At 37.9% G+C, this 24,847-nt stretch carries 27 protein-coding genes; 19 read left to right on the top strand and 8 right to left on the bottom strand.

The genetic code is table 11. The annotated features are described in order from the left end of the window. Positions 1-16 precede the first annotated feature (16 nt). Genes ACVWYN_RS00270 through ACVWYN_RS00260 form a run of 3 tightly spaced genes read left to right on the top strand, consistent with a single transcriptional unit; the run spans position 17 to position 3,054 of the window. Entirely contained in the window at positions 17-1,273 is a 1,257-nt protein-coding gene (locus ACVWYN_RS00270) for a hypothetical protein (protein WP_457286814.1), read from the top strand. Between the two features lie 48 nt (positions 1,274-1,321). Continuing rightward, positions 1,322-2,221, top strand: coding sequence for a glycosyltransferase family 2 protein (locus ACVWYN_RS00265; protein ID WP_457286813.1), 900 nt, complete (start codon positions 1,322-1,324; stop codon positions 2,219-2,221). Positions 2,222-2,259: 38 nt separating this feature from the next. After that, on the top strand, positions 2,260-3,054 hold the full coding sequence (locus ACVWYN_RS00260) for a 6-hydroxymethylpterin diphosphokinase MptE-like protein (RefSeq protein ID WP_457286812.1): 795 nt from the start codon (positions 2,260-2,262) through the stop codon (positions 3,052-3,054). Positions 3,055-3,157: 103 nt separating this feature from the next. Here ACVWYN_RS00260 and ACVWYN_RS00255 read toward each other — a convergent pair whose 3' ends face one another. Genes ACVWYN_RS00255 through gmd form a run of 5 tightly spaced genes read right to left on the bottom strand, consistent with a single transcriptional unit; the run spans position 3,158 to position 8,626 of the window. Beyond that, positions 3,158-4,720: a capsule assembly Wzi family protein gene (locus ACVWYN_RS00255; RefSeq protein WP_457286811.1), complete on the bottom strand. Its 1,563-nt coding sequence runs from the start codon at positions 4,718-4,720 to the stop codon at positions 3,158-3,160. Positions 4,721-4,738: 18 nt separating this feature from the next. Next, positions 4,739-5,818 (bottom strand): mannose-1-phosphate guanylyltransferase, encoded by a 1,080-nt coding sequence (locus ACVWYN_RS00250; protein WP_457286810.1) that lies wholly within the window; start codon positions 5,816-5,818, stop codon positions 4,739-4,741. After that, positions 5,818-6,750 carry a GDP-L-fucose synthase gene (gene fcl, locus ACVWYN_RS00245; protein WP_457286809.1) on the bottom strand — a complete coding sequence of 311 codons (933 nt, stop codon included), beginning with the start codon at positions 6,748-6,750 and terminating at the stop codon, positions 5,818-5,820. Before fcl ends, ACVWYN_RS00250 begins: the two co-directional genes overlap by 1 nt. Before the next feature lie 11 nt (positions 6,751-6,761). Continuing rightward, the gene (locus ACVWYN_RS00240; RefSeq protein WP_457286808.1) at positions 6,762-7,505 is read right to left on the bottom strand and encodes a WecB/TagA/CpsF family glycosyltransferase; all 744 of its coding nucleotides are present in this window, start codon (positions 7,503-7,505) and stop codon (positions 6,762-6,764) included. An 8-nt stretch (positions 7,506-7,513) separates the two neighbouring features. Then, a complete protein-coding gene (gene gmd / locus ACVWYN_RS00235; protein WP_457286807.1) occupies positions 7,514-8,626 on the bottom strand; it encodes a GDP-mannose 4,6-dehydratase in 1,113 nt (370 codons plus the stop codon). Positions 8,627-8,893: 267 nt separating this feature from the next. Between gmd and ACVWYN_RS00230 the strand changes: the two genes are divergently transcribed. Next, positions 8,894-9,940, top strand: coding sequence for a lactonase family protein (locus ACVWYN_RS00230; protein ID WP_457286806.1), 1,047 nt, complete (start codon positions 8,894-8,896; stop codon positions 9,938-9,940). Here ACVWYN_RS00230 and cmk read toward each other — a convergent pair. Beyond that, positions 9,935-10,630 (bottom strand): (d)CMP kinase, encoded by a 696-nt coding sequence (gene cmk, locus ACVWYN_RS00225; protein WP_457286805.1) that lies wholly within the window; start codon positions 10,628-10,630, stop codon positions 9,935-9,937. The genes ACVWYN_RS00230 and cmk overlap by 6 nt on opposite strands. Positions 10,631-10,797: 167 nt before the next feature. Here cmk and ACVWYN_RS00220 point away from each other — a divergent pair, with 167 nt between their 5' ends. From ACVWYN_RS00220 to ACVWYN_RS00210, 3 genes are all read left to right on the top strand, one after another. Beyond that, entirely contained in the window at positions 10,798-12,195 is a 1,398-nt protein-coding gene (locus tag ACVWYN_RS00220; protein ID WP_457286804.1) for a nucleotide sugar dehydrogenase, read from the top strand. A gap of 395 nt (positions 12,196-12,590) precedes the next feature. After that, complete coding sequence (vapB, locus tag ACVWYN_RS00215) at positions 12,591-12,824, top strand: type II toxin-antitoxin system VapB family antitoxin (RefSeq protein ID WP_457286803.1); 234 nt, start codon at positions 12,591-12,593, stop codon at positions 12,822-12,824. 1 nt (position 12,825) lies between these two features. Next, a complete protein-coding gene (locus ACVWYN_RS00210; RefSeq protein WP_457286802.1) occupies positions 12,826-13,068 on the top strand; it encodes a type II toxin-antitoxin system VapC family toxin in 243 nt (80 codons plus the stop codon). A gap of 504 nt (positions 13,069-13,572) precedes the next feature. Here ACVWYN_RS00210 and ACVWYN_RS00205 read toward each other — a convergent pair. Together ACVWYN_RS00205 and ACVWYN_RS00200 are read right to left on the bottom strand one after the other, a co-directional pair. Next, complete coding sequence (locus ACVWYN_RS00205; protein ID WP_457286801.1) at positions 13,573-14,520, bottom strand: Rpn family recombination-promoting nuclease/putative transposase; 948 nt, start codon at positions 14,518-14,520, stop codon at positions 13,573-13,575. Between the two features lie 388 nt (positions 14,521-14,908). After that, positions 14,909-15,742 carry a hypothetical protein gene (locus ACVWYN_RS00200; RefSeq protein ID WP_457286800.1) on the bottom strand — a complete coding sequence of 278 codons (834 nt, stop codon included), beginning with the start codon at positions 15,740-15,742 and terminating at the stop codon, positions 14,909-14,911. Between the two features lie 260 nt (positions 15,743-16,002). Between ACVWYN_RS00200 and ACVWYN_RS00195 the strand changes: the two genes are divergently transcribed. The 12 genes from ACVWYN_RS00195 to rfbA all read left to right on the top strand — a co-directional run bounded on the left by ACVWYN_RS00195 (position 16,003) and on the right by rfbA (position 24,669). Then, on the top strand, positions 16,003-16,239 hold the full coding sequence (locus ACVWYN_RS00195; RefSeq protein WP_457286799.1) for a helix-turn-helix domain-containing protein: 237 nt from the start codon (positions 16,003-16,005) through the stop codon (positions 16,237-16,239). A 193-nt stretch (positions 16,240-16,432) separates the two neighbouring features. Continuing rightward, the gene (locus tag ACVWYN_RS00190; RefSeq protein WP_457286798.1) at positions 16,433-16,828 is read left to right on the top strand and encodes a hypothetical protein; all 396 of its coding nucleotides are present in this window, start codon (positions 16,433-16,435) and stop codon (positions 16,826-16,828) included. A 108-nt stretch (positions 16,829-16,936) separates the two neighbouring features. Further along, positions 16,937-17,578 carry a DUF6266 family protein gene (locus ACVWYN_RS00185; protein ID WP_457286797.1) on the top strand — a complete coding sequence of 214 codons (642 nt, stop codon included), beginning with the start codon at positions 16,937-16,939 and terminating at the stop codon, positions 17,576-17,578. A 304-nt stretch (positions 17,579-17,882) separates the two neighbouring features. Next, a complete protein-coding gene (locus tag ACVWYN_RS00180; RefSeq protein WP_457286796.1) occupies positions 17,883-18,257 on the top strand; it encodes a hypothetical protein in 375 nt (124 codons plus the stop codon). Next, positions 18,176-18,787: a peptidoglycan-binding protein gene (locus ACVWYN_RS00175; RefSeq protein WP_457286795.1), complete on the top strand. Its 612-nt coding sequence runs from the start codon at positions 18,176-18,178 to the stop codon at positions 18,785-18,787. Before ACVWYN_RS00180 ends, ACVWYN_RS00175 begins: the two co-directional genes overlap by 82 nt. Next, on the top strand, positions 18,784-19,428 hold the full coding sequence (locus ACVWYN_RS00170; protein WP_457286794.1) for a hypothetical protein: 645 nt from the start codon (positions 18,784-18,786) through the stop codon (positions 19,426-19,428). Before ACVWYN_RS00175 ends, ACVWYN_RS00170 begins: the two co-directional genes overlap by 4 nt. Continuing rightward, the gene (locus ACVWYN_RS00165) at positions 19,415-20,056 is read left to right on the top strand and encodes a DUF6266 family protein (RefSeq protein WP_457286793.1); all 642 of its coding nucleotides are present in this window, start codon (positions 19,415-19,417) and stop codon (positions 20,054-20,056) included. Before ACVWYN_RS00170 ends, ACVWYN_RS00165 begins: the two co-directional genes overlap by 14 nt. Before the next feature lie 618 nt (positions 20,057-20,674). Next, positions 20,675-20,971: a hypothetical protein gene (locus tag ACVWYN_RS00160; protein ID WP_457286792.1), complete on the top strand. Its 297-nt coding sequence runs from the start codon at positions 20,675-20,677 to the stop codon at positions 20,969-20,971. A gap of 337 nt (positions 20,972-21,308) precedes the next feature. Then, positions 21,309-21,611 (top strand): GIY-YIG nuclease family protein, encoded by a 303-nt coding sequence (locus ACVWYN_RS00155; RefSeq protein WP_457286791.1) that lies wholly within the window; start codon positions 21,309-21,311, stop codon positions 21,609-21,611. 377 nt (positions 21,612-21,988) lie between these two features. Further along, positions 21,989-22,519, top strand: a complete 531-nt coding sequence (gene rfbC / locus ACVWYN_RS00150; RefSeq protein WP_457286790.1) for a dTDP-4-dehydrorhamnose 3,5-epimerase — start codon at positions 21,989-21,991, stop codon at positions 22,517-22,519. A 273-nt stretch (positions 22,520-22,792) separates the two neighbouring features. After that, a complete protein-coding gene (gene rfbD, locus ACVWYN_RS00145) occupies positions 22,793-23,653 on the top strand; it encodes a dTDP-4-dehydrorhamnose reductase (RefSeq protein WP_457286789.1) in 861 nt (286 codons plus the stop codon). 155 nt (positions 23,654-23,808) lie between these two features. Further along, entirely contained in the window at positions 23,809-24,669 is an 861-nt protein-coding gene (gene rfbA / locus ACVWYN_RS00140; RefSeq protein WP_457286788.1) for a glucose-1-phosphate thymidylyltransferase RfbA, read from the top strand. Positions 24,670-24,847 lie beyond the last annotated feature (178 nt).

The following is a 24,847-nucleotide window of genomic DNA, read 5'->3' as shown; positions in this document are numbered from 1 at the left end:
AATTGAGTAAAATGTTATGTTAAAAAATAAGACAGACTATATTGTAACACTTTTATTTTTACTTATATCTTCCAAAGGTTCGCTATTTTTTTACGAGGATATTTTTTGGTTTATATTTATGCTTTTTATTCTATTTAAAAAAGCGCGTGAGATATATTTGGCCCCATCCTTCAAGTATTTTATAGTATTTAGTGGGGGGTATCTTACACTATCTATTTTGCAATTTGTGTTAAATACTCCATCTTTTGAATATCTTAATAGTAATATATTATTTCTTTTTAAATTTATCCTGCTTTCCTACCTTACAGCAGCTTACTTGGGAAATAGGTTCTTTTTTAATATTATTAGGGTTGTCAGACATTTAGCAATTTTCGGATTGATAATGTACTTCTTTCAATTAATAAATTTTGATGCGGTATATTCGATTGGAAAATTTGTAACTTCTTTATATTCAAAGGCAAACCCAGATACGCTTACGAAAAATTTTATTTTCTTTAATCTGAGTATATATCATAATATCAGAAATTCTGGATTTGCATGGGAACCGGGTGCGTATGGTTGCTTTTTAGTAGTTACCTTATATATATCCATGATTAGAAATCGATTTCAGGTAAAAAGAGATCAAATTTTGTTTTTAATCTCGATTTTAACTACACTTTCAACCACAGCTTATTTGGGTTTAGTTATTGTAGTTATTAGCTATCTTCGCGCAAAGAATGTAAAATTACTAACAATGGCTCTGTATCTACTTCCAGTAGTTATAATTGCACTTAATCTATCATTTTTATCTGATAAAATACAGCTGCAAATATTTAGTGACCTAGATATGATTGATAATTTATCATCAAGAAGCGATTTTTATAGCAATGAAGGTACGAAGATGCCTTTAAATAGATTTGCCAGTATGATATTTACTGTTAATCAATTTGATTATAAACTTATTTGGGGAATGGGGAATAAATACGAAGATTATTTTGCAAATGAATTTTCTTTAAATTTATCTAACGGAGATTTTGATTTCATTGCTAGGTTTGGGGTTATAGGTATATTTTATTATTTATACAGAATTTGGAGTTTTTTCAAGTACAATGCTACCAAAGAATTAGGTCTTTATATGTTATTATTGCTTATAATACTTGGTTATGCTGAAAATATACTATTACTTCCATTTTTTCTTTCTTTCATTTTTTTAAAGGATACTTTCGGCCGTCCAAACCAAAGTTTGAAAGCAAGAATTTTGCCTGCTAAAATGGTATCTTTACCCAAAAGTTAGATTTTCCAGAATTGTCAAATTAAGAATCATGATTTATAAGTTTTGTAGATGATAAAGTTAGGAATTGTCATCCCGACGTTCAATAGAATGAAGCTATTAAGAGTTTTATTGACGCAAATATTTGAATTTAAGTCTAGCGAATTTTGTATTGATGTAGTCGTAATTGACGATGGTTCTACAGATGAAACTAAAGTCTTACTAGAAGAATATGATAGATATGATTCTTTTCATATTATTATTGGAGATGGTAATTGGTGGTGGACAAAATGCTTTAACACTGGTATGGTTTATATGTTTGAAAAATTAGATGTTGAATTTGTTCTGTCATTGAATGATGACGTGGAATTGTATTCAGGGTTTTTTTCTGACCTTTCTAAATCGATAATTGGTTTGGGCGCGATACACAGTAATAAATATATTTTTAATGTGGGTAGTAAGGATATTGGTACTGGCGATTACTTCGATCTTGGCTTAGTCAAGGATTATTCAAATCCTTTTCGCTCTCATAAGAATTTGTTGACGGATTTTGACACAGATAAGGACTACATTAGAGTTAATCATAACCATGGTCGAGGATTGTTTATACCTAAGGATGTTTTTCTAGAAGTTGGTCAAATGGATTATAACACATTTCCACAGTACCTCGGAGATTCTGATTATGGTTTCAGAGTAATGGAAGCAGGATATGCACAATATTTCACTAAGATGCCATATTTAAACAGTTTTGTAGAACTTACCGCTAAAAGCAAGTACGAAAAGACTTATAATTTAAGTAATTTTTTAAAAAGAGCTACTGACAAATATTCGGACTCTAACATAGCATTGTTTTATACTTTCAATAAGAGACATTTTAGAGGCTTTAAGTTTTTGACATCCATGGCCGCAGATTTTATTAAAATCAATGGCGGTTATTTAAAGCGTTGGGTTAGCAGTATCGCAAAATCTTAATAGTTTCGTAATTAAACTTCATATATCAATATCAAATTATGCGTTTTAAAATTCAAGAGATCACCCCACTAAGACTTATTCAAGCTGTTGGGCGTAGAGTAGCAGCTTTACCTAATGCAGTTTCCTGGAAGTCAGATAGTATTTTCAGAGATAAAATGAAATCGTTCCATAATATTCATAAGGGTGAACGTTGTTTTATTATTGCAAATGGACCTAGTTTGAAGAAGACCGATCTCAGTTTTTTAAAGAATGAGTATACTATTGGTATGAATAGAATATACTTGCTTTTTAACGAGCATTTTAAAACTACTTATCATGCTGTAATTAATGAATTGGTTATCGAACAATTTAAAGATGAACTGGCAGAGTTAGATTGTATAAAATTTATTGATTGGAAAAAACGCGATTTGTTTAAGAATTTGGATATGAATTATGTTTATATTTCTCAGGCTTTGCAAGATGGATTTTCCTACGACCTGACGAAGAATGTTTATAGCGGGGGTACCGTGACCTATGTATGTATGCAATTGGCATATTATATGGGATTTACAGAGGTAGTTCTTATCGGTTTAGACCATAATTTTGTAGATAAAGGGACGCCAAATAAGACTGAAGTTAGATCGGGTGACGATCATAACCATTTTCATCCAGATTATTTCCCTAAAGGTATGAAATGGCAGTTGCCGGATCTTTTGAGGTCTGAGCTAGCATACGCGAAAGCACGCGAAGCTTACAAATCAGACGGTAGGAAAATTGTAGACGCTACATATGGAGGGAAATGCGAGGTATTCGAAAAAGTCGACTATTTATCGCTTTTTAAAAATTCGAAATAATGATATTTTTTTTATAAACGCAACCGTTAGGGGCGATATAGAAATTTGTATTTACTTAATGAATTCAAAAGATATATTAAGATTTATTTAAAATTGAAAAAAACTAATCTAAAGTTTTTTTCAATTTTAAAATCAAACCAAATGAATTTTGTATCAATTTTCCTTGATCAAAACCAAAAGAGAATCCAGCCTTATATCCGTTATTCGATAGGTTCTTCATTGCATCAAAATAAATGGACATTTGTTGAACTGGAACAAATATTTGAGTAGGATCTGGCAAATGTCTAATTTGGCCTGTAGAATTACCGTATTTACTCGTACGGAAAGTCCCATAATTAAATGAATAGGAAAATTTAGTTTCATAAACCCATCTATTTAAATCACCGCTTAATCCTAGGTGGAAAGCTAGAACTCTATTGTTAAGGAAATAGTTTTTATGATTTGAAACCTGACCGTACTTCGCATCATTTCTGGTAGTAATAAATGGATTTCCTATTCCTTTACTCTTATAAGACCAACCATCTGAATAATAGTAGTTATTATAGTAATCTTCATCTCCGGATGCAGTCGGAATTGACCAAGGGTATCCAGCTTGGTCCTTAGAGTAAAACACTTCAAAAAGAGCTTTTCTCCACTGAAATTTATTGTCATTAGTCTGATAATTATGGTTCTCAAAGCTTACACCATTTAATCCATCAGCTATATTCGCAAGTTTAGCGAGTGCTCCAACATCATAGAAACTTTGTCGATAAACCATCATTTTTACGGCATTGAAATCATATTCAAATCCTAAATCTATAGATCCTATCTGATTTCCTATTTTAGACCTCTCTACCTGGTAGCCAGTCCCTCCATAAGGCTTACCCGTCACTGCATAGATGAAAGTTTGTGTAGGAGTTAATGTGAACTTATCCTGTCCATATATATCAGCTTCGCTACCCCAATTTACTTGATGATTGAATCCGCCATATAATTTTAACTTCCAATCGATTCTTCCAAAACGAGCATAAAAAGATTTTTGATGTAAATATGTGTAAGAATTTGTTTTCTTAGCTAAAACCAATGCCTTGTCAACTGTTAAACCTAAGGTGTCCGATATCTTTCTGTGCCCAATCCATCCGTGTGAAAAAGTTCCTTTTATTGAAAAAATCCCATCTAAAATTGGAATTCTCCAGTATTCAGGTATTGATAATTCAATTTTTGGCACCCCTAAAGCATTCCCGGAAACTGCAAAATTACCAGAACTCAAAGTAGTATCTCCATTTAACCCCATAACATCCTTTGTTCTGCCAGCTTTCAACTGAAAGATGCTTAATCTACCTTTAGCATATCCCTCAATCAATTGTGCATTAGAGTTCTTCCCCACATTGGCTCTTCCCTCAATACCAAAACCCCAGTCTGTAAGCTTTTTCCTGCCATACGTTAATTCGCTTTGTGATGGTTCCGTGTATTCCTTAGATATTCTACCTAAAATACTCCCAGAGGCTCCTGCTAAAGGTATGGAGCCATATTGATTGGATCGCATCCAAAAAGGCACCACACCGTTAGTTGTTCCAATAGCTTGCAATTCAATTTCTGCTTTATATCCATCATTCATTCTTGTTTGCGATCTTGCGAAGAGAGAAAGTAATACTAGAGGAATAGAAAGCAGAAATTGAATTTTCATAATACTAATTCGTTTAAGTTAGATGAATTTGTCTCCAAATGTAGTAGACATTTGTTTAACAATTTCTTTTATTTCTTGCTCGTCTTTTTTAGGATAGATTAACAGTGCATTTCCTTCGTCTACGACTATAAAGTTGTCTAAGCCCTTAATTACAGCCAACTTATCATTGCTTATGTGTATGATGCTGTTTTTTGTATCTACCACATTGATCTGCCTTGCTGCGATCACATTATTGTCATCATCCTTAGGCGCGGCTTCATATAATGAAGCCCAGGTTCCTAAGTCTGACCATCCGAATTCTGCAGGTATGGTATAGACGTTATCTGCCTGTTCCATAATAGCATAATCAATGGAAATATTAGGTGAGGTTGGGTAATGTTCATCTATAAAAGCGCGTTCGTCATGGGTGTTATAAACAATATCTCCTTTTGAAAATAAGGTGTGTATATCTTCTGCATGCTTTTTTAAAGCATTGATGATTGATCCTACCTTCCAAATAAAGATACCGGCATTCCAAACAAAGTTCCCCTCTGCTAAAAATTCCTTTGCTTTTTCAAGTGTTGGTTTCTCCCTGAACTGTGCAACTTTATGAACACCACCTTCTTCTGAATTTTCGTATTTGATATATCCGTATCCAGTATCAGGGCGGGTAGGTGAGATCCCTAAAGTAACTAGTGCTTCGTTTTTTTCTGTATAAGCTAAAGCCAACTTTATCTTGGTAATGAAAACATCTTCGTAGAGAATAAAGTGATCTGATGGTGCTACAACAATATTAGCATTAGCATTCAGGCTTTTTAATTTAAAAGAAGCATAGGCAATGCAAGGTGCGGTATTGTTTCTGCTGGGCTCACAGATGAGCTGAGCAGTAGTTATTCCTTCTAATTGATGTAATATGATGTCTTCGTACTGACTGTTGGTTACAATGAAGATGTTTTCTGCAGGGCAAAGCTTAAGAAAGCGTTTGTACGTTAATTGTAATAAGGATTCTCCTATGCCTAAAATGTCCAGGAACTGCTTTGGGAAATTATTGCGGCTTTTTGGCCAAAAACGGCTGCCGACACCGCCAGCCATTATTAGTACGTAGTTATTTGTGTTCATTAATTCCAATTATGGTCTTTAACTTGATCGTATACTTTTGCAATTCCTTCTTCTAAAGAAACTTTAGCTTTCCAGCCCTTTGCAGTAAGCTTACTTACGTCCATTAGTTTTCTCGGTGTGCCGTCTGGTTTAGTAGTGTCAGTAATGATCTCACCTTCAAAGCCTACTATTTTCGTCACTAATTGAGCCAGTTCCAGAATGGATACGTCTTCTCCCACGCCAACATTGACCAATCCTGATTCGTTATAGGTTTCCATTAAATAGAAACAGGCATCAGCCAAGTCATCTACATATAAAAACTCTCTTTTTGGAGTTCCCGTTCCCCAGATGGTAACTGCCTTTTCTCCATTGTTTTTTGCAGTAATTACTTTCCTAATTAAGGCAGGAAGAACGTGAGAATTATTTAAATCGTAGTTGTCATTCGGACCATATAAATTAGTAGGCATCACAGATATGTAATTACACCCATATTGTGCTCTGTAGGCATCACATAACTTAATGCCGGCAATTTTAGCAATTGCATAAGGCTCGTTGGTCTGCTCTAGCTCGCCAGTTAATAGGTAATCTTCTTTTAATGGTTGTGGAGCCAATTTTGGATAGATGCAGGAAGATCCTAAAAACATCAGCTTCTCCACCTTATTTTCGTAGGCTGAATGGATCACATTATTCTGGATCATCAAGTTCTCATAAAGGAAGTCTGCACGGTAAATGTTATTGGCCAATATACCACCTACTTTAGCCGCAGCAAGGAATACATAATCTGGTTTTTCTGTAGCAAAGAAATCAGCGACTGCTTGCTGGTTACGTAAATCTAATTCTTTTGAAGAACGGGTAATGATGTTATTGAATCCTTCGGACTTTAACTTTCTAACTAGAGCAGAACCGACCATTCCGTTGTGCCCTGCCACATATATTTTTCCTGTTTTTTCCATAATATACTTTATTATTTTTTCAGTTTTTCTTTCGCCATGAGGTACATAAACATGGTATTGGTTTTAAAGTATCTTTTAAATAATCTTCTCGGTTCCTGTGCTAATCTATATAACCATTCCAGGCTATTTTTTTGCATCCATTGAGGTGCACGTTTTTGCTGACCAACCAACACTGGAAGTGCTCCCCCTATACCCAACATTATTGCTGGAATTTTTCCTTTCATCTGCATCATCCATCGCTCTTGCTTTGGACAACCCAATACGACGAAAACAATATTAGCTCCCGATGTAGTTATGGTTTTTGCAACCTCATCGTTTTCCAAATCAGTTAATGTTCTAAAAGGAGGCGAATAAAGTCCTGCTACTTTTAAGTTGGGATATTGAATTTTAAGGTAATTTGAAGTGGCATCTAGCGTAGCCTGTGAGCCCCCGTAAAAATATACAGATAACCCGGTTTTTTCAGATTCTCCTAACAATACGGGTAAAAGACTCATGCCATCAACTCGTGGCTGTTCCTGATTATAAAGGGTTTGAAATGCTTTTGCAATTGGCATGCCATCAGGAGTTACCAGATCAGCACTGTTAACCACCTTTGCAAATTCTTTGGATTCATAGGCTTCAACAAGCATGTGAACATTTGCAACGCAGACGTAAGAAGATGTTTTGGCGGTAGCGTAATTCAGAATGGCACTTACAAATTCTTTGTAAGTGCCACTTGAAATATCAATGGAAATTATTTTTTTTTTTGAAAGCATATTAATGCTTATTCGAATTGGTTTTTAACTGAATAACCTGCTTCTTTCAGCATTCTTTCTTTTTCAAAGTGCTGAACATCTGAAGTCATCATATCATTAACCAAAGCTGCTAAATCATATTTAGGCTTCCAGTTTAATTTCTCTTTACATTTCGTAGGATCTCCAATCAAAAGATCTACTTCTGTAGGGCGGAAATATTTTTTATCTACAGCTACTACTTCTTTACCAATTTCTACCTGGTATTTTTCATTGCTGCAAGAAACAATATATCCTCTTTCGTCTGCACCTTCACCTTTAAATTCTAAAGTAATTCCTACTTCAGCAAAAGCCATTTTAATGAAGTCTCGCACAGTAGTGGTTACCCCTGTTGCAATTACAAAGTCTTCTGGTTTTTCTTGCTGTAAGATTAACCACATGGCTTCAACGTAGTCTTTAGCATGTCCCCAATCTCTGCGTGCATCAAGGTTTCCAAGATATAATTTATCCTGCATTCCTAAAGCTATTTTGGCAGTTGCACGGGTGATTTTACGGGTAACGAATGTTTCACCCCTAAGCGGACTTTCATGGTTAAACAAGATGCCATTACAAGCGAAGATGCCATAAGCTTCACGATAATTTACTGTAATCCAATACGCATACATTTTTGCTACTGCGTAAGGGGAACGTGGGTAAAAAGGCGTAGTCTCTGATTGTGGAACAGCTTGTACCAAGCCATACAACTCTGAAGTAGATGCTTGATACACCTTAGTTTTTTCAACCAAACCAAGAATTCTAATTGCTTCTAATATTCTTAAAGTACCAATACCATCAGCGTTAGCAGTATATTCAGGAGTATCAAAACTTACCTGAACATGGCTCATTGCTCCTAAGTTATAAATTTCATCAGGTTGTACTTGTTGAATAATACGAATTAAGTTGGTAGAGTCACTTAAATCACCATAATGCAAAATGAACTTTAAATTGCTTTCATGTGGATCTTGATATAAGTGATCTATACGATCTGTGTTGAATAATGAGCTACGGCGTTTGATGCCGTGTACTTCATAACCTTTTTTTAACAATAGATCTGCTAAATATGCACCATCCTGACCTGTGATACCTGTAATTAGAGCTTTTTTCATTGATTATTAGATTTATTAATTGTGTAAGAGAAACTAGATTTATTACAATTTAATTTTTGTTTGCACTGTATTTTCCAGATTTACTGAAAAATATCATAGCTAAGTCGCAAATATATTCATTTCTAGTGAAATACATAAATTTGTGTACATTTTACACTAAGCTAATTACTTTTTTATGTGCTATCAGTGTCAATATAAGTGAAACGGTTATTAACTTTGATTGTCAGAATAATTTATATTTGAGTTTTATCCGATTATAATAAAGTAATGAAAAAACTGGCAGTTGGAAGTTATACAGGAGTCGCTAATATTTTTGGTTTCCAGATTTACGAGATAGGTTTGGAGGATTTTAATGCAAATTCAATTCAGAAAATTGATATAGCTAACCCCTCTTTTTTTTGTATTCCAAATGCTTCAACTTATTGTTATGTTGTTAATGAAAATCATACGAACGATGATAGTATATCAGCATTAAAATTTACATCATCAGGATTAGCTGTAATAGACCAAGCTAGCAGCGGTGGATCTGATCCTTGTTATATCTCTGTTAATGCTACCAATAGTCATCTGTTCTCTGCAAATTATAGTAGCGGCACTTTGTCCGCACGCTCCTTAAATGATGATGGGTCATTCTCCGATTTTATTCAAATTATAAAACACGAAATCCCGGCAGGTGATAATTTTCATAAAAACTCTTATATGCATGCGGCCATACTCTCACCGGATGAAAAATTTCTACTAGCAGTAAATCTGGGCCTGGACACAATAACGATGTATCATTACGATTGTACTAGAAAGGAAATGCCGTTGGCTATAGAATCATTTTCACAATATTCATTTCCAGATGGTACAGGTCCAAGACATGCTATTTTTTCTGAAAATGGTCAGTATCTCTTGGTAGTTGGAGAACTGGATGGGACGCTACATGTCCTTTCTTTTGAAGGTGGAAAATTAAAGAATGTACAGAAAGAAAATTTGATGGATTTGACTTATAATGGGCAGAATAGTGCTGCAGATATTCATTTTTCAGAGGATGGAAGGTTTCTCTATATATCTAATAGGGGGGATGCGAATTGTATTGTGATTTTTAGTTTTTCTCAAATAACAGGTGAAATTAAATTTGTTGATCGAGTTGAATCTATTGGTAAGGGCCCTCGTAATTTTGCCATTGATAAATCAGGCAACTTTATGGCAGTAGCACATCAATACAGTAATGATGTAAATCTTTTTAAGATAGACAAGGCTAGCGGTGGGTTAAGTTACCTATCCAGGATTATACAAACGGCAAGTCCTGTTTTCGTGAAATTCTTATAACGCAGCGCTTTTTGGAAATGCTTTGGTTCTTATTATTTCTAGCGCCAAATCAAATTGCTGATCCATTGAAAGGTGTGTGTTGTCTATAACGATTGCGTCAGTTGCGCAAACTAACGGACTTTCCTTTCTTGTGGTATCATCATGATCTCTTTGAGTTAAATTAGCAAAAACCTCTTCGAGCGTTGCTGTTTTTCCAGAACCAGACAGTTCTGAAAATCTTCTCTCTGCCCGCTTTTTAGGCTCTGCTGTCATAAATAGTTTCACATTGGCAAAAGGAAAAACCTGAGTGCCAATGTCCCTTCCGTCCATCACAATATTATTGGTTGTTGCCATCTTTTGCTGATTGGCAACAAGTACTGTTCTAACGGCTGAAATAGGGCTGATCTTGCTAACTTTGTTTGCAACATGCATTTCCCTTATCTCTTCAGACACATCCTGATCATTTAAAAGTATGCTAACTGATCCATTTATATTTTCAAATCTGATATCGGCACTGTTAACGGATTCAATAATAGCAACCTCATCATCTAAATCGATATTGTTGTTGATAAAGTGTAGTGTAATTGCACGGTACATTGCTCCACTATCCACGTAAGTGTAATTAAAATGTTTAGCAAGTTGTTTTGCTAACGTGCTTTTACCACAAGATGAAAAGCCGTCGATTGCTATAATGAAATTCTGTGTATGCATTGCTGGTTTTTTACAAATATATCCTATAAATATTCCTATCCCAAATCATTCGTGTATTTTTTACACTAAGTGATTTATTGATTTTTTCTTTTTGCAGTGGAAAATCTCTATTTATGTTTACTATAATTTCGTATCGTTTGTATATAATTGTATATAATTAAGAAGACATGAAAAACATCACTAGTATTTGCTGCATTGGTGCAGGTTATGTTGGCGGACCAACAATGGCTGTTGTAGCCAAACAATGTCCACATATTAAAGTAACTATTGTTGATTTGAATGAAGCCCGTATTGCTGCATGGAATGATGAGGATGTAAATAATATACCCGTTTATGAGCCAGGCTTAAGTGAGGTTGTTGCGGAAGCTCGGGGCAGAAATTTATTCTTTAGTACTGATGTGGATAAGGCAATTGCAGAAGCAGAGATGATATTCATTTCTGTAAATACGCCTACCAAGACTTATGGTGCTGGTAAAGGTATGGGCGCAGATTTGAAATGGATTGAACTTTGCGCAAGACAGATTGCCCGTGTTTCTACTTCTGATAAAATCATCGTTGAGAAATCTACTTTACCTGTTAGAACGGCTGAAGCGGTTAGAGATATATTACAAAATACGGGTAGTGGTGTTAAGTTTGAAGTATTGTCAAATCCTGAGTTCCTTGCAGAAGGTACTGCTGTGGAAGATTTATTGGCGCCTGATCGTGTACTAATTGGTGGTGATTCTACAGATTCTGGTAAGGAAGCAGTACAGGCTCTAGTTGATGTATATGCAAACTGGATTCCACGGGAGCGTATATTAACTACAAATGTATGGTCTTCTGAGCTTTCAAAGTTAGTCGCCAATGCATACCTGGCGCAAAGAATTTCTTCTATCAATTCCATCTCTGAATTGTGCGAAAAAACTGAAGCGAATATCAATGAGGTTGCAAGGGCAATTGGTTCGGATAGCCGCATTGGTTCTAAGTTCTTAAAAGCTTCTGTGGGTTTTGGTGGTTCTTGTTTTCAAAAAGATATTTTAAACTTAGTATATATTTCCCGTTCGTTCGGATTGAAGGAGGTTGCCGATTATTGGGAACAGGTAATCATTATGAACGATCACCAGAAGAAACGTTTTGCGTTAAACATGGTAAAGAACTTATACAATACGGTTAACGATAAGAAAATTACCTTTTTAGGTTGGGCATTTAAAAAAGACACCAATGATACGCGTGAATCTGCCGCGATTTATGTAGCAGATGAGTTGCTAAATGAGCAGGCCAAGCTAAGGGTGTATGATCCAAAGGTTACTGAAGATCAGGTGTTTGGTGATCTGGATTATCTGGCCACCCGTAAGCCTGAGGAAAACAGGGATCATGTTAAGGTTTTTGTTGATCCTTATAAGGCTTGTAAGGATTCTCATGCGATAGCTATATTAACGGAATGGGATGAGTTTAAAGGTTACGATTGGCAACGTATTTATGATAACATGTTAAAACCCGCTAAAATATTTGACGGGCGTAATATATTGGACGCAGAAAAGTTGAGAGCAATAGGGTTCAAGGTTACGTCTATTGGTGTTAAGTGATTCTTCGCTGCGCTCTGAATGACAAAAGGTGCTCTGAATGAAAGGTTGCTCTGAATGACAAAGGGAGGGGCCTACGCCCCTCCCTTTGTCATTCAGAGCGCAGCGAAGAAACTGGCGCTTTGTCATTCCGTTTGGCTTTGTCATTCCGTTTGGCTTTGTCATTCCGTTTGGTTTTGTCATTCCGAGGATACGAGGAATCCAGGGACGAGGAATCCAGTCTCATTCCGAGCGCAGCTACGCCCTTTGTCATTCCTAGGGCTCTTTGTCATTCAGAGCACCTTTTGTCATTCAGAGCACAGCGAAGAATCCAGATTCTTCGTATCCTCGCAATGCGCTGGTTTGGTTATTGTGATGTAAATTAATTAAATTTGCATACTTACATTTAGAGAATTAGAATGACTTCTTTAACATTATACGCAAAATTAGAATTACTCCCTCCTGATCTTAAATCAGAAGCTAATGACTATATCGATTTTTTAATAGAGAAAACCAAAAAGAAAGATCCAAAAAGTATAACTCCAAAATTTGGTAGTATGAAAGGCAAGATTACTATCTCAAGTGATTTTGATGAGTCTTTAGATGACTTTAAGGATTATATGTATTGCATCGTTTTGGGAGATAGCAATTAAAATGAGTCTTAACAAACTTCAATTATCGACTTCTTTTAAGGAACTTCTAACCCAAGCCATTAAGAATGGCTTCGAAATTTTGCCATTAACATTTGATCATTTTTCTGGAATTATTGGTCTGGAATTACATCATAGAGATCCCTTTGATCGGATACTCATCTCCCAGGCAATTGCCGAAAACTTACAGGTTATTACAAAGGACGAAAAGTTTAATTCATATCCTGTTACTGTAGTTTGGGATTAATAAACTAAGGGCGCTTTCCTCGTTCCTCGGAATGACAAACGCCCTTTGTCATTACCTTATTGTCATTCCTTATTGTCATTCCGAGTTTCGAGGAATCTAGTTCCTTCGCTGGTCCTAAACGTTCTTCCAGCAAATTACATTGTATTTACTGCGTTGATTATCTTCGTTAATACCATAAATTAGGTTTTTATGAATGGATAGGCCTGATGTTAGTTCCTCAAAATAATCCGGCTACCAATGTATCTGCTTATAAGCAGTTTGTTGTTGTAAATGAACTGCTATTTTGAATATACATAGTTTCTATTTTGAAATTACATAACTTTTATTTTGAATTTACATAAAAGTGGACCCTTGTCATTCTGAGTGCTTTGTCTTTCGGAGCAGCCTTGTCTTTCAGAGTGCAGCGAAGAAACTAGATTCCTCGTACCTCGGAATGACAAGGGTCTCTTGGAATGACAATGAGGAATAACAATAAGGAATGACAAGAAGGGCGATCAGAATTGATTACTTTCTTTCTGACAGCTCTAAACGGATTTTTTTAACGCAATCAACCGACACTTTCGCCAATTTAGAGATCTGACTATCAGTGAGGCTTAGTTCCAAAATCAAATTTTCTATAATTTCTTGGCTCATTTCAAGGCGACCTTTTTCAAGTCCTTCTTTAAGGCCTTCTTTAAGGCCTTCTTCAAGTCCTTCTTTAACTGCGGCTCGCCTTACGCTATTATTATCACGCTGAACTTTTAAACTTTGCTGGTATGCATCCATTTCCTGTGGGTTTAAATTGCCTAGTGCGGCAACGTCAAACAACTTAATAAACTCTTCTTTGCTACTCAAAGATAAGGGAATTTCTTTAAATTGATAAAGGTTCTTAAGCATAAAAAACCAATAGTCCTGGTCGCTTTTAAGCGCTGACTCTGCTTTCCTAAATTTGGGCATCTCAATGAAAATATAATTTAACTTAGGATAAAACTCAGTATTGGTATTAATTTCCATTAAACGCACATCGTGAAAATAGTGATCGGGATTGCTATCTTCGAATTTGAAATTCATTATTGCAATGAAAAATACTTCCGGCAACAGATAATCCCAACCTGCATCAACTGCAACTCCCTGTTCCTGTATTAGCGCAGAGGTATAAAAGATGCTCCTGTCTTTAAAATTATCCGGATTGCTTTTTTGCATTTCTACAATAAATTTTTCACCATCAATTCCAGTGCAATAAAGATCAAATATTGTTTTACGATAGTCCTTCCCAGGCCCTTTAAGTTCAACATTTCCATAATCAAGATCTATTATTTTCTTTCGTCCGTTAAATATCCCATTAAGGAAATGGATCAGTAGGTCTTTGTTAGCCTCTCTCCCAAACAGATGTTTAAAGGCAAAGTCTGTAAACGCATCAATAAATCCCTTTTTGGCACTAAAACCCTTGAGTAGTTCTTGTTCTTCTCGCATTATCTTGTTTTATCTTCGAGCAAAACACAGCCTAATAAAAATAGAAATACAACCGCAGCTTAAATATTCTTCGCTGCGCTCTGAATGACAAAGGTGCTCTGAATGACAAAGTATGCTGCATGACAAGGTGCGCTGCATGACAAGGCGCTCGGAATGACAAAATGGGCTTGTCATTCCGAGCGAAGCGCGGAAACCAGCGAAGAAAAAACCACCTTGTCATTCAGAGCGAAGCGAAGAAACTAGCACAGCGAGGAAAAGGGGTGTTGTAGCACTGGTAGTGCCTTTACAGGTAATTCAGTGCGGAAAAGGGTACCTCTAGTGCTCCAAGATACCTAGTAGCCTGCACGAAGCGTGCGCTAAGTGCCAACCACGCCCAGTCCAAATTCTGTTATTTCAGGTATTTTTTTAGCCTGGCTTTATTGGCCGAAGTGTTTTCCCTGCTAATTTCAATTACTTTATTTGCCGGCACAATCAGGAAGACCCGCATCATCGATTTATCAATTCTGGTATACTCTGAATAGTCAATGTTGTCAAAATTGAAAATTTCTGAGCGACTGCCAACCATAAACAGTTCTTTTGGTAGTTTTTCGTAGCCACTCTTGATTCCGTGTTTCCAGGGTCTTGTTTTTCCGTCTTTAAAGGTCGCATTTTTTTGACCGTCTTTAGTAGATGTCACGAAAGCGATATCGGAAACTGTTTTTCCCATAAGCAATTCCACATCGTCTTCTATTAGCCCATAGTCTGAAACTGGTTCTACTTCTTCTACAGGTTGGCTTGGTTTAACAAAGATCTGATCTCTGCATACCACCAGGTAATAAATTAAGTAATAACAGTTAAAAACGCACAGCATCAATAATTCTGGCAATAGGTTGGCCGAAAACCAATACGTGTCAAATATCCACCAGCCTGCAATGGCAAAGTAAATGGTAACCAGCACAACCACGATACCTAATGGAATAATGACGCCAAATGCGCACTGCAACAATAACCGGTTGATGAAGTTTTGTTCCCAACGGAATTGTTTGTCTAGCCTCCGTGTTACACGGCATACAATATAGGTGGCGGCTAAGGCGATAATTACACTCCCGATCATGGAGTACGGATACTTAGGTCTGCGAATCAGATCCAACGTATTTCCCTTAAATGCATTTAATAGAATGAGGTGCGCGGCGATTAGACTCATCACAAAACGGGTGATGCTATCTTTGTAACTGGGAGTCATTATTTTATTGTTTGAGTGGTAAAATTGTTAGTTGGTTGAAGACAAAGTTTAAAAAATTACCTAAAATATGCAAGTTTAAAAATAAAAAATCTACCATTCGGCGTAAAAATCTACCGTTCGTCCATTTTTTATGTGGCTTCAGCAACATTCGTCTACCACTCGGCGCTTCCAGGAGGTTGGGCTATTGTTATTGATTTTTTGGCGTATTAATTTTGCCCCCAATAGATAAATATCATTTCATCATTAATTAACCGGTCATTATGGACGAATTATTACAAAAAATTATTGAACTGCTAATTTTAACTAACCAGTTTTTAGCGGAAAGAAAAGCACCCACCCCCGCACCGGTGGAAGTGGATGTTTGGCTGGATAGCCATGAGGTTATGAAAAAATTGAAAATTGGTGCGATGACCCTTTATCGTGCCAGAGAGAATGGGGAGGTTGTGGCCAAAAAGATCGGTAGAAAATGGTTTTACCTCCAATCATCTGTAAATTGATCGTTTAAACGGCACGCGATACCAGACAAATCCTATCAAATCCTTTCAAATCGCATCAAAAAGCTACCCGCTATTGGTTCGAATATTTGGTAGCCCTACCTTTGTATCAACATCAGCTCAATAGCCTTACCGGCCGGAAGGTTTTTGAGAAGTGTGGATCAAAAAAAGGTTAACAATTTAGATAAATAGGAAAATGAACGATAGCATAAATTTAAAATTAACAGCACACCTGATGCCCGATAATGAGGGGGTAATGATCTTTGAATCGGCCAGGGAAACACTGCGGATTAACCGCCTCAGCAATGTGCTCCAGTTCATTGCTACATTAAAGCAGCTAACAAAAGCGATTGACCTGGGTGGTAAACAGGATTGTTATCATGAGTTGATTAATTGGAAGGGTTTACAGTGGGTACTCAATTGTACTTTTAAAAGGGAACTGGTGGGTTTAGAGATTTGGTATCAGAAGCGTGGTTTTTCTGAACAGCTTAAAACGGGTTTTAATTGGCAGGGGAAAGCCGGTGAGTTTAGGGATGCCGTTAATGGAATGATTGGTAGCATGGGAAGATACTTGTTCTTCAAAAAATATTAAAAATATCTCGCTTTATTGCGGGACTGCACATGCAGGCTGATTACTATCGTTGCTAACTACAGCACAAAAAGTTGCAATTGCTAATGAACCCATAAATTCATATAAATCATGGGAAAGTACAAAAAAGGCATCCTCGGCTATTTTAGAGGAAAAGTAGGAACTGTTATTGGTTCAATCTGGAAAGGCATACACTACATGCGAAGTGTGTCTGAAGCATCATCTAGTGAGCCGACGCAGGCACAATTGAACGTGCGCTTGAGGTTTGCACTGGTAATCGAGTTTTTGTCGCACATTAAGGGCCTCATCAACACAGGTTACCACAAGTTTAATAAAGGGGTTACGCCTTTTAACGCCGCGGTTTCTTACTTGTTGAAATACACGGTAACGGGAACTTCGCCAAATTACACCATTGATTACAGTAAGGTGATCATCAGCGTGGGCGACCTGGAACAGCTTCCTGAGGCAGCTGCGGTTACTTCTGATCCGGCAGAGATCAAGTTTAACTGGGGCGCGAATGCCAACATGGAGTTTGGTAAGGCTACGGATCTGGTTTCTGTGCTGGTGTACAGTCCAACGCTCCATAAGTTTGTGAAGGTGTTGGATGTAGTGCCGCGTACTTCGCTGACTTACACTTTAAGCCTGCCGGCTGAGTTTTCTGCTGAGGCAGTGCATTGCTGGTTAACAGTTACAAGTGTTGATCGGAAACAGGTTTGCGAAAGCAGCTATTTAGGCCCTGTTACGGTGTTGTAACGGTTGAAGGAGATGCAGTCTTCCGTCAGACTGATCTCGCTTCAAAGTACTCCGCTACAAAATCTGATAGGACTAAATAGGTCTGCAAAGGACTCAATAGCTGTTTCTAGGAGGGAAAGGGAAGAAGGGAAGGGAATAGTTTTTCCGAGAGTGAAGACCTGTTTTCCGACAGAGAGGTAGGAAGCGGAGGCTTAAAAAAAGAACTTCTAAAATAAGGGGAGTTTTAAAAACAAACATGGTGTTGGGTTTGAAATCTCAACCCGCACCATGTTTTGTATCTGAATCTTAAATCTTAAAAAAAGGGATGAAATTATTGAAGTTAAACAGACCGGTTGAAAGGCAGGAAAGGAAGCGTGTGGAAATATACCTGGTAATGGGGATAATGGCACTGGCTTATTATAGCGTACAAAAATTTGTGCGGTTTGGCGATAGTACGGCTGGCATGGTTGATCAGAGTATTTGGTTGCTGATTTTATTAAGTATGATCAGTTTGCTGATGGTAGTTGGAATCAGCGGGTGGTTATTGAACCGCTTCTTATTCAATATGGGGATGCCTGCGGTGGGTAACCTGGTTTTACAATTTAAACAAATGGAGATATGGCAGCAATTAGGTTTTTACTGGTTGTCTTTTGCCTTGCTGGTTTTGGCAGGTGTTGGGGCACTGAGCGCAGTGTTGTAACTGGGCAGAAGGTTGTTGTTGAGCAGAAAGTTGCAACTGAGCCGAGGGTTGTTGCAGTGAAGCGGTTGCTTGACATCGCCCGTGCGCAATTGGGTGTTAGGGAGAAAACAGGAAAGAATGACGGGATAGCGGTGGAGTCTTACTTGAAGTATGTAGGCTTTACAAAAGGTAACCCATGGTGTGCCGCCTATGTGTGCTGGGTTTTTGGCCAGGCGGGTTATCCAGCGCCGCGAACGGCATGGAGTCCGGGTCTATTTCCTGCCAATAGGGTAATAAAGGATGATGGGAGTAGTTTTTCATCGCTTCGCTTCCCGAAGGATAATGGGGAGCATTTAAGGGGTTTGGTTTTCGGGATTTATTTCCCGGATTTAAAAAGAATAGGTCACTGCGGGTTGGTGGATGGCGTACAGGGTGATTTTATCATTTCGCTGGAAGGGAATACCAACCTGGAGGGCAGCCGCGAAGGGCAGGGTGTTTATCGCCGCCTGAGGCACAAAAGAACAATTTATAAATACGCAGATTGGTTATGAAAACACAAAGATTAATGAAAGCCACGGCAGTAAACGTAATGAATTTTATTACCCACTCTATGATGGAACACGCTTTTTTACTGGCATATGAAACAGAGTTGGCCGACTTAAAAGGCCTCATCCCACCGGGTAGTATTTCTTGTATGAACAACGAGGGTATTGGTAACTGGAACCTGGAGTTTCAGCTGCTGGAAATGGTGGAGGATAGCGCGGTGAAATCCCTGCTGAGTGCCATGCGGAAAATGGAAAGGCATGTGAATACTTTTATGGTTTTTACCGGCATCACCCGTGAAGAAGTGGTTTTTGATGAGCGAATAGTAGAAAGCGCCACTCACCTCTGGAATGATATTGTTTGCCAGATGAAGTATGATAATCATCAGGACATAATGACCGCTTTGCCATGGATGTTTGATAATTATTATTTGTTGCTGTACAACCTGGCGCAACGGATCACTACGGGTAATACAGCGTTGATTGAGCACGACGATCCGGGTTTTGCCATGTGGGATTTTCGTACGGAAAAGGAAGATTTTGCAGACCTGGATTTTAGTGCAAAGTATTTGCTGGACATCGTTAAAGACATTTGGGAAGAGGATTTGGAGTTACAAAATTTAAGCGGGGAGCATTATGGCCAGTTATAAGAACGGGATAAACGGTGCATTTATTGGCAAAGTTGGAAATGTGGTCGGTGTGGAATCGCGCGGTAAGTATTACATGCGTTCAATACCTGATTTTTCAAATCATGAGCCCAGCGATAAGCAATTTAGACAGCGCCGTTTGCTGTCGCTGATGAGTACCTGGTTGAAGCCATTAAAAAGCTTGATAAAAATTGGCTTCCAGCTTTTGTCGCCTGGTAAAACGGCCATGAATGAAGCCTTTGCTTTGAACTATAAGGAGGCGCTAACGGTTGTAGATGGGAAGGGGGTGATCAATTACGATAAAGCTGTTTTTAGCAGGGGCGAATTGCTGGTTTCTTTGGTTTTGGAATTTTTAACGCTGCTGGATTCCATATTGCACATTAAGTGGGACAATGCTTTAGCCTCCTCATTTAACAAGGAGAACGACCAGGCCACCTTCGTAGTTTATAATCCGGCAAAGGAGAAGTTCGTCACCTTTAATAATGTCGCCAACAGGGCGGATAAGGAAGTCGCACTACAATTGCCCTCCAATTTTACCAATGACACCGTGCACTGCTGGATGTTCTATGCCAACGAACAAGGTGATAAAGTAAGCACCAGCGCCTACATCGGCGAGGTTATAGTAGCGTAAAATTGGTTGGTTGGTTAGTTAGTTGGTTAGTTAGTTGGTTGGTTGGTTGGTTGGTGATGTGGTGTGGTGTTATTTGTTGTTCTGTATTCTGTGCCCGCTGAGACAGCAGGCATAATCAGTTCTTTGAAATATTAGTTTTGTCATAGATTCTTCGCTACGCTCTGAATGACAAAGGGGGTGTTTTGTCATAGATTCTTCACTACGCTCTGAATGACAAAGGGGGTGTTTTGTCATTCTGAGCTTTTTGTCATTCAGAGCGTAGCGAAGAATCCATATCCTCCTATCCTTGAAATGACCAAAAAGTGCGCTTAATTACACGCCGCAAATTACAAGTCGAAAATGGCAAGGGCGTGAGTGAAAAGTGACGATAAATTTCAAAAGGGCCTCAAAAAGCCTTCATATTGGGGTTTAAAAATCAATTCAATTGTAATACGTTCAAATAAAAAATCTACCGTTCGGCCAAAAAATCTACCATTCGGCGCGATTTATCTACCGTTCAGCATAAATCGTCTACCATTCAGGTATGGAGCAGGGTTGGTCTATTGTTATTAATTAGCTGGTGTTATAATTTTGCCAGCAACAAAAAATATAAAATTTAGCTAATCAAAAACCCTCATTATGAAAGCACTTTTACAAAGAGTCATTGAACTACTAACTTTATTTTACCAGGTTTTATCTGGGAAGCATGAACCAAACCTAGTCCTTGCGGAAGAGGAAGTTTGGTTGGACAGTTGGGAAGTCAGAGAAAAACTAAACATCGCCAGCTCGACACTCTATCGTGCAAGAGAAGGGGGTTTGTTTACTTCCAAAAAATTAGGCAAGAAATGGTTTTACCTGAAATCGTCACTCTGTGTTACTGCAATTGAGTCAAAAGCAGCTACGATAAGAAATTTGAGCAAGCAACGTCCCGTCTAAGAAAGGAGCTCATTTTGCAATTGGCCGAGTCTCTTGTCATTCAGAACGGCCTTTGTCATTGGCGGTACCCTTTGTCATTCAGAACGGCTTTTGTCATTCAGAGCGCCCTTTGTCATTCAGAGCGGCTTTTGTCATTCAGAGCGAAGCGAAGAATCCAGATTCCTCGTACCCTCGGAATGACAAAATGGGCTCCTTTGTCATTCAGAGCACCCTTTGTCATTCAGAGCACCCTTTGTCATTCAGAGCACCCTTTGTCATCAGCAGCACCCTTTGTCATTCAGAGCGAAGCGAAGAATCCCCCCCCCCCCCCCCTCAAACAATAATCTAATTCCATACTATGCGTGACCACAATTACACTGTCTATATCTTAACAAATATCAATAAAACCGTCCTGTATACAGGCGTTACAAATAATCTTTCAGTAAGGCTCCAACAACATAAGAACGGCACCAATATCACTGCTTTTACAAAAAGGTACAAATGTTATTACCTCGTATATTTTGAGCATTATCAATATATCGACCGAGCAATTGATCGAGAAAAACAAATTAAAGGCTTGTCTCGTGCTAAAAAGAATGCATTGATAGCAGAAGAAAATGATTTATGGAAATTTTTGAATGAAGAATTTATTGAGGAATGACAGCCGGAGATTCTTCGCTTCGCTCTGAATGACAAAGTAAACTAAGAATGATAAAGTAAACTCTGAATGATAAAGTACGTTCTACTTGACGAAGAACCCGGTTTTGTCATTCCGAGTTTCGAGGAATCTGGATTCTTCGCTACGCTCTGAATGACAAAATGCTCTGAAGGAGAAAATGCTCTGAAGGACAAAACGCTCTGAAGGACAAAGGGCATCACCAATGATAAAGCACACCCTGAATGACAAAACGCCCTGAATGACAAAACGCCCTGAATGACAAAAGCATACTCGGAATAACAAATGAGACTAAATCTTTCGGTCTTTTTTAATTTTTATAAAACGGTTGTTTTAATTTTCATTTTTTACATTTGTGTAAGATGAAAGTAACTGAAACAAAACTTAAAGGATGTTTTATTATTGAACCACCGGTTTTCAAGGATAGTAGGGGTTATTTTTTTGAAAGTTTTAATCAGCCTAAATTTGAAGAGCTGACAGGAATGCCTGGACATTTTGTACAGGATAATCAAAGTGCTTCAACTTATGGAGTCATCAGAGGTCTGCATTTTCAAAAAGGCCAACATGCGCAGGCGAAACTGGTAAGGGTGATTGAAGGTGCTGTGCTTGACGTAGCGGTTGATATCCGTGAAGGGTCTGCCACTTATGGTGAGTGGGTTTCTCTTGAACTCACCGGAGAAAATAATTTACAGTTTTATGTGCCACGGGGTTTTGCACACGGATTTTCTGTATTAAGCGAGACTGCTGTTTTTGCTTATAAATGCGACAATACATACAACAAGGCATCTGAAGGTGGTATTAGTTTTAACGATCCGACTTTGAACATTGACTGGGGTATCCCAAGCAAGGATCAAAATATATCTGATAAGGATTTGATGTTACCATTGTTTTGATGGGGGTGGATAGGTCTCTTTTTTATAATGGCGACCCGTGCTATTCATTGTGTAGTATAGATTCCTCGGAACTCGGAATGACAATTAAAAAGTTCGGAATGACAAATAAAGAACTCGGAATGACAATTAAAGAACTCGGAATGACAATTAAAGAACTCGGAATGACAAATAATACTCGGAATGATAACGTGCTATTGTTTTGTCATTCAGAGCGCAGCGAAGAATCTAAATGACAAAGGATGCTAGCGCAGCGAAGAAAAAAATTATAATAGTATGAAAACACTGGTACTTGGGGCATCGGGGCAGTTGGGGCAATGCCTGAAAGCTGTTGCAGCGGAAAGAAATATTGATTTTCTGGATTTTCCAGATGAAAGTGAAGGTAATATACTTGATGTGAAAAAGCTGAAAGCGCTTTTTGAAAAAAACAGGCCTGCTTTTGTCATCAATTGTGCTGCTTATACTGCGGTAGATAAAGCGGAAGATGAAGTTGATTTAGCTAGGTTGGTCAATAAGCAGGGAGCGCTGAACGTCGCGGTGAATTGTAAAGAATTTAATGCAAAATTAATTCAAATATCTACCGATTTTGTTTTTGAGGGTAGTGCCGTTGCGTTGTTGAAGGAAGATGACCTAGCTGAACCCATTAGCGTGTATGGCTTAACGAAGCTGGAAGGTGAAATTGATGTTATCGATAATCTTACAGAACATTTTATATTGCGCACCAGTTGGTTGTACTCTGAGTTTGCCAACAACTTTGTGAAAACTATGCTGAAACTTGGGGCCGACAGGGATGAGTTGAGCATTATTGCCGACCAAATTGGTTCTCCAACTTATGCGATTGATTTGGCTGCTGCAATTCTTGATATTATAGAATCGGGTAAAACTGATTATGGTACTTATCACTATAGCAACGAGGGAGCGATATCTTGGTTTGATTTTGCCAAAGCAATATTTGATATTAGTGGCACAAAAGTTAAGGTGAGTCCGATCCCTACTTCCGCTTACCCTACTAAAGCCCGCAGGCCTAAATTCTCGGTAATGGATAAAAGTAAGATAAAAGCTACTTTTGGTGTTGAAGTCCCCTATTGGAGAGATAGTTTGGTTAAATGTATTGGATTGCTTCGTTCCTCGCAATGACAATACTGAGCAAAGGACAATATTGAGCAAAGGACAATACTGAGCAAAGGACAATACTGGGCAAAGGGCAATATTGAACAAATGACAATACTGAACAAAGGACAAGATTGAGCAAATGACAAGACTGAGCAAATGACAAAAAAGAAAAACATAATATGAAAGGTATAATCCTGGCTGGTGGTAGTGGAACCAGGTTGCATCCACTTACTTTGGTAATGAGTAAACAAATGATGCCGGTTTATGATAAGCCGATGATCTATTATCCGCTATCAACTTTAATGTTGGCAGGTATTAATGAGATTTTAATTATTTCTACTCCGCATGATTTGCCAAACTTCGAGAAGTTGCTTGGAGATGGAAGTAAAATTGGCTGTAAATTTTCTTATGCAGTACAACATGAACCCAACGGACTAGCACAAGCTTTTGTTATAGGCGCTGATTTTATTGGTAGCGATAAGGTTGCTTTGGTATTGGGTGATAACATCTTTTACGGAGAAGGGATGTCCAAATTATTACAGGACAGTTCTGATCCGGATGGTGGTGTAGTTTTTGCCTACCAGGTTTCTGACCCTGAACGTTACGGCGTAGTTGAATTTGATGCCAATAAGAAAGCCATTTCTATTGAAGAGAAACCTCTGGCGCCTAAATCTAATTATGCTGTTCCGGGATTGTATTTTTACGACAATAGCGTTGTTGAAATTGCTAAAAATATCAAAGCATCGCCAAGAGGTGAGTACGAGATTACAGACGTGAATAAAGTCTATCTGGAACAAGGTAGGTTAAAAGTTGGCGTGTTGAGTCGCGGTACCGCATGGCTGGATACAGGTACTTTTAACTCTTTAATGCAGGCTGGGCAGTTTGTTCAGGTTATTGAGGAAAGACAGGGCTTAAAGATCGGTTCCATTGAAGAGGTAGCATACCGCATGGGTTTTATTGATGCCGAACAGTTAAGAGTGGTAGCTACGCCATTGGTGAAAAGCGGATATGGGCAATATTTATTAAAGCTGATCAAATAGTCGATCAGCTTTAATTGATTAGTCCTCTAATACAGTTGCTCGCTTTGCTTCAAGATATAGCCATACCCAAAAGGCAGCATAGAGGATAACGGATGTTAAAATAACAATTTTCATAGTGGTTTAGGTTTGTTGTTTGGTTAAAGTTTATTTAAATGCTAAACTAGTATTATTTTTCAGT

The sequence above is a fragment of the Pedobacter sp. UYP24 genome (assembly GCF_054057295.1).
This window is presented reverse-complemented; position numbering and strand designations above follow the sequence as displayed.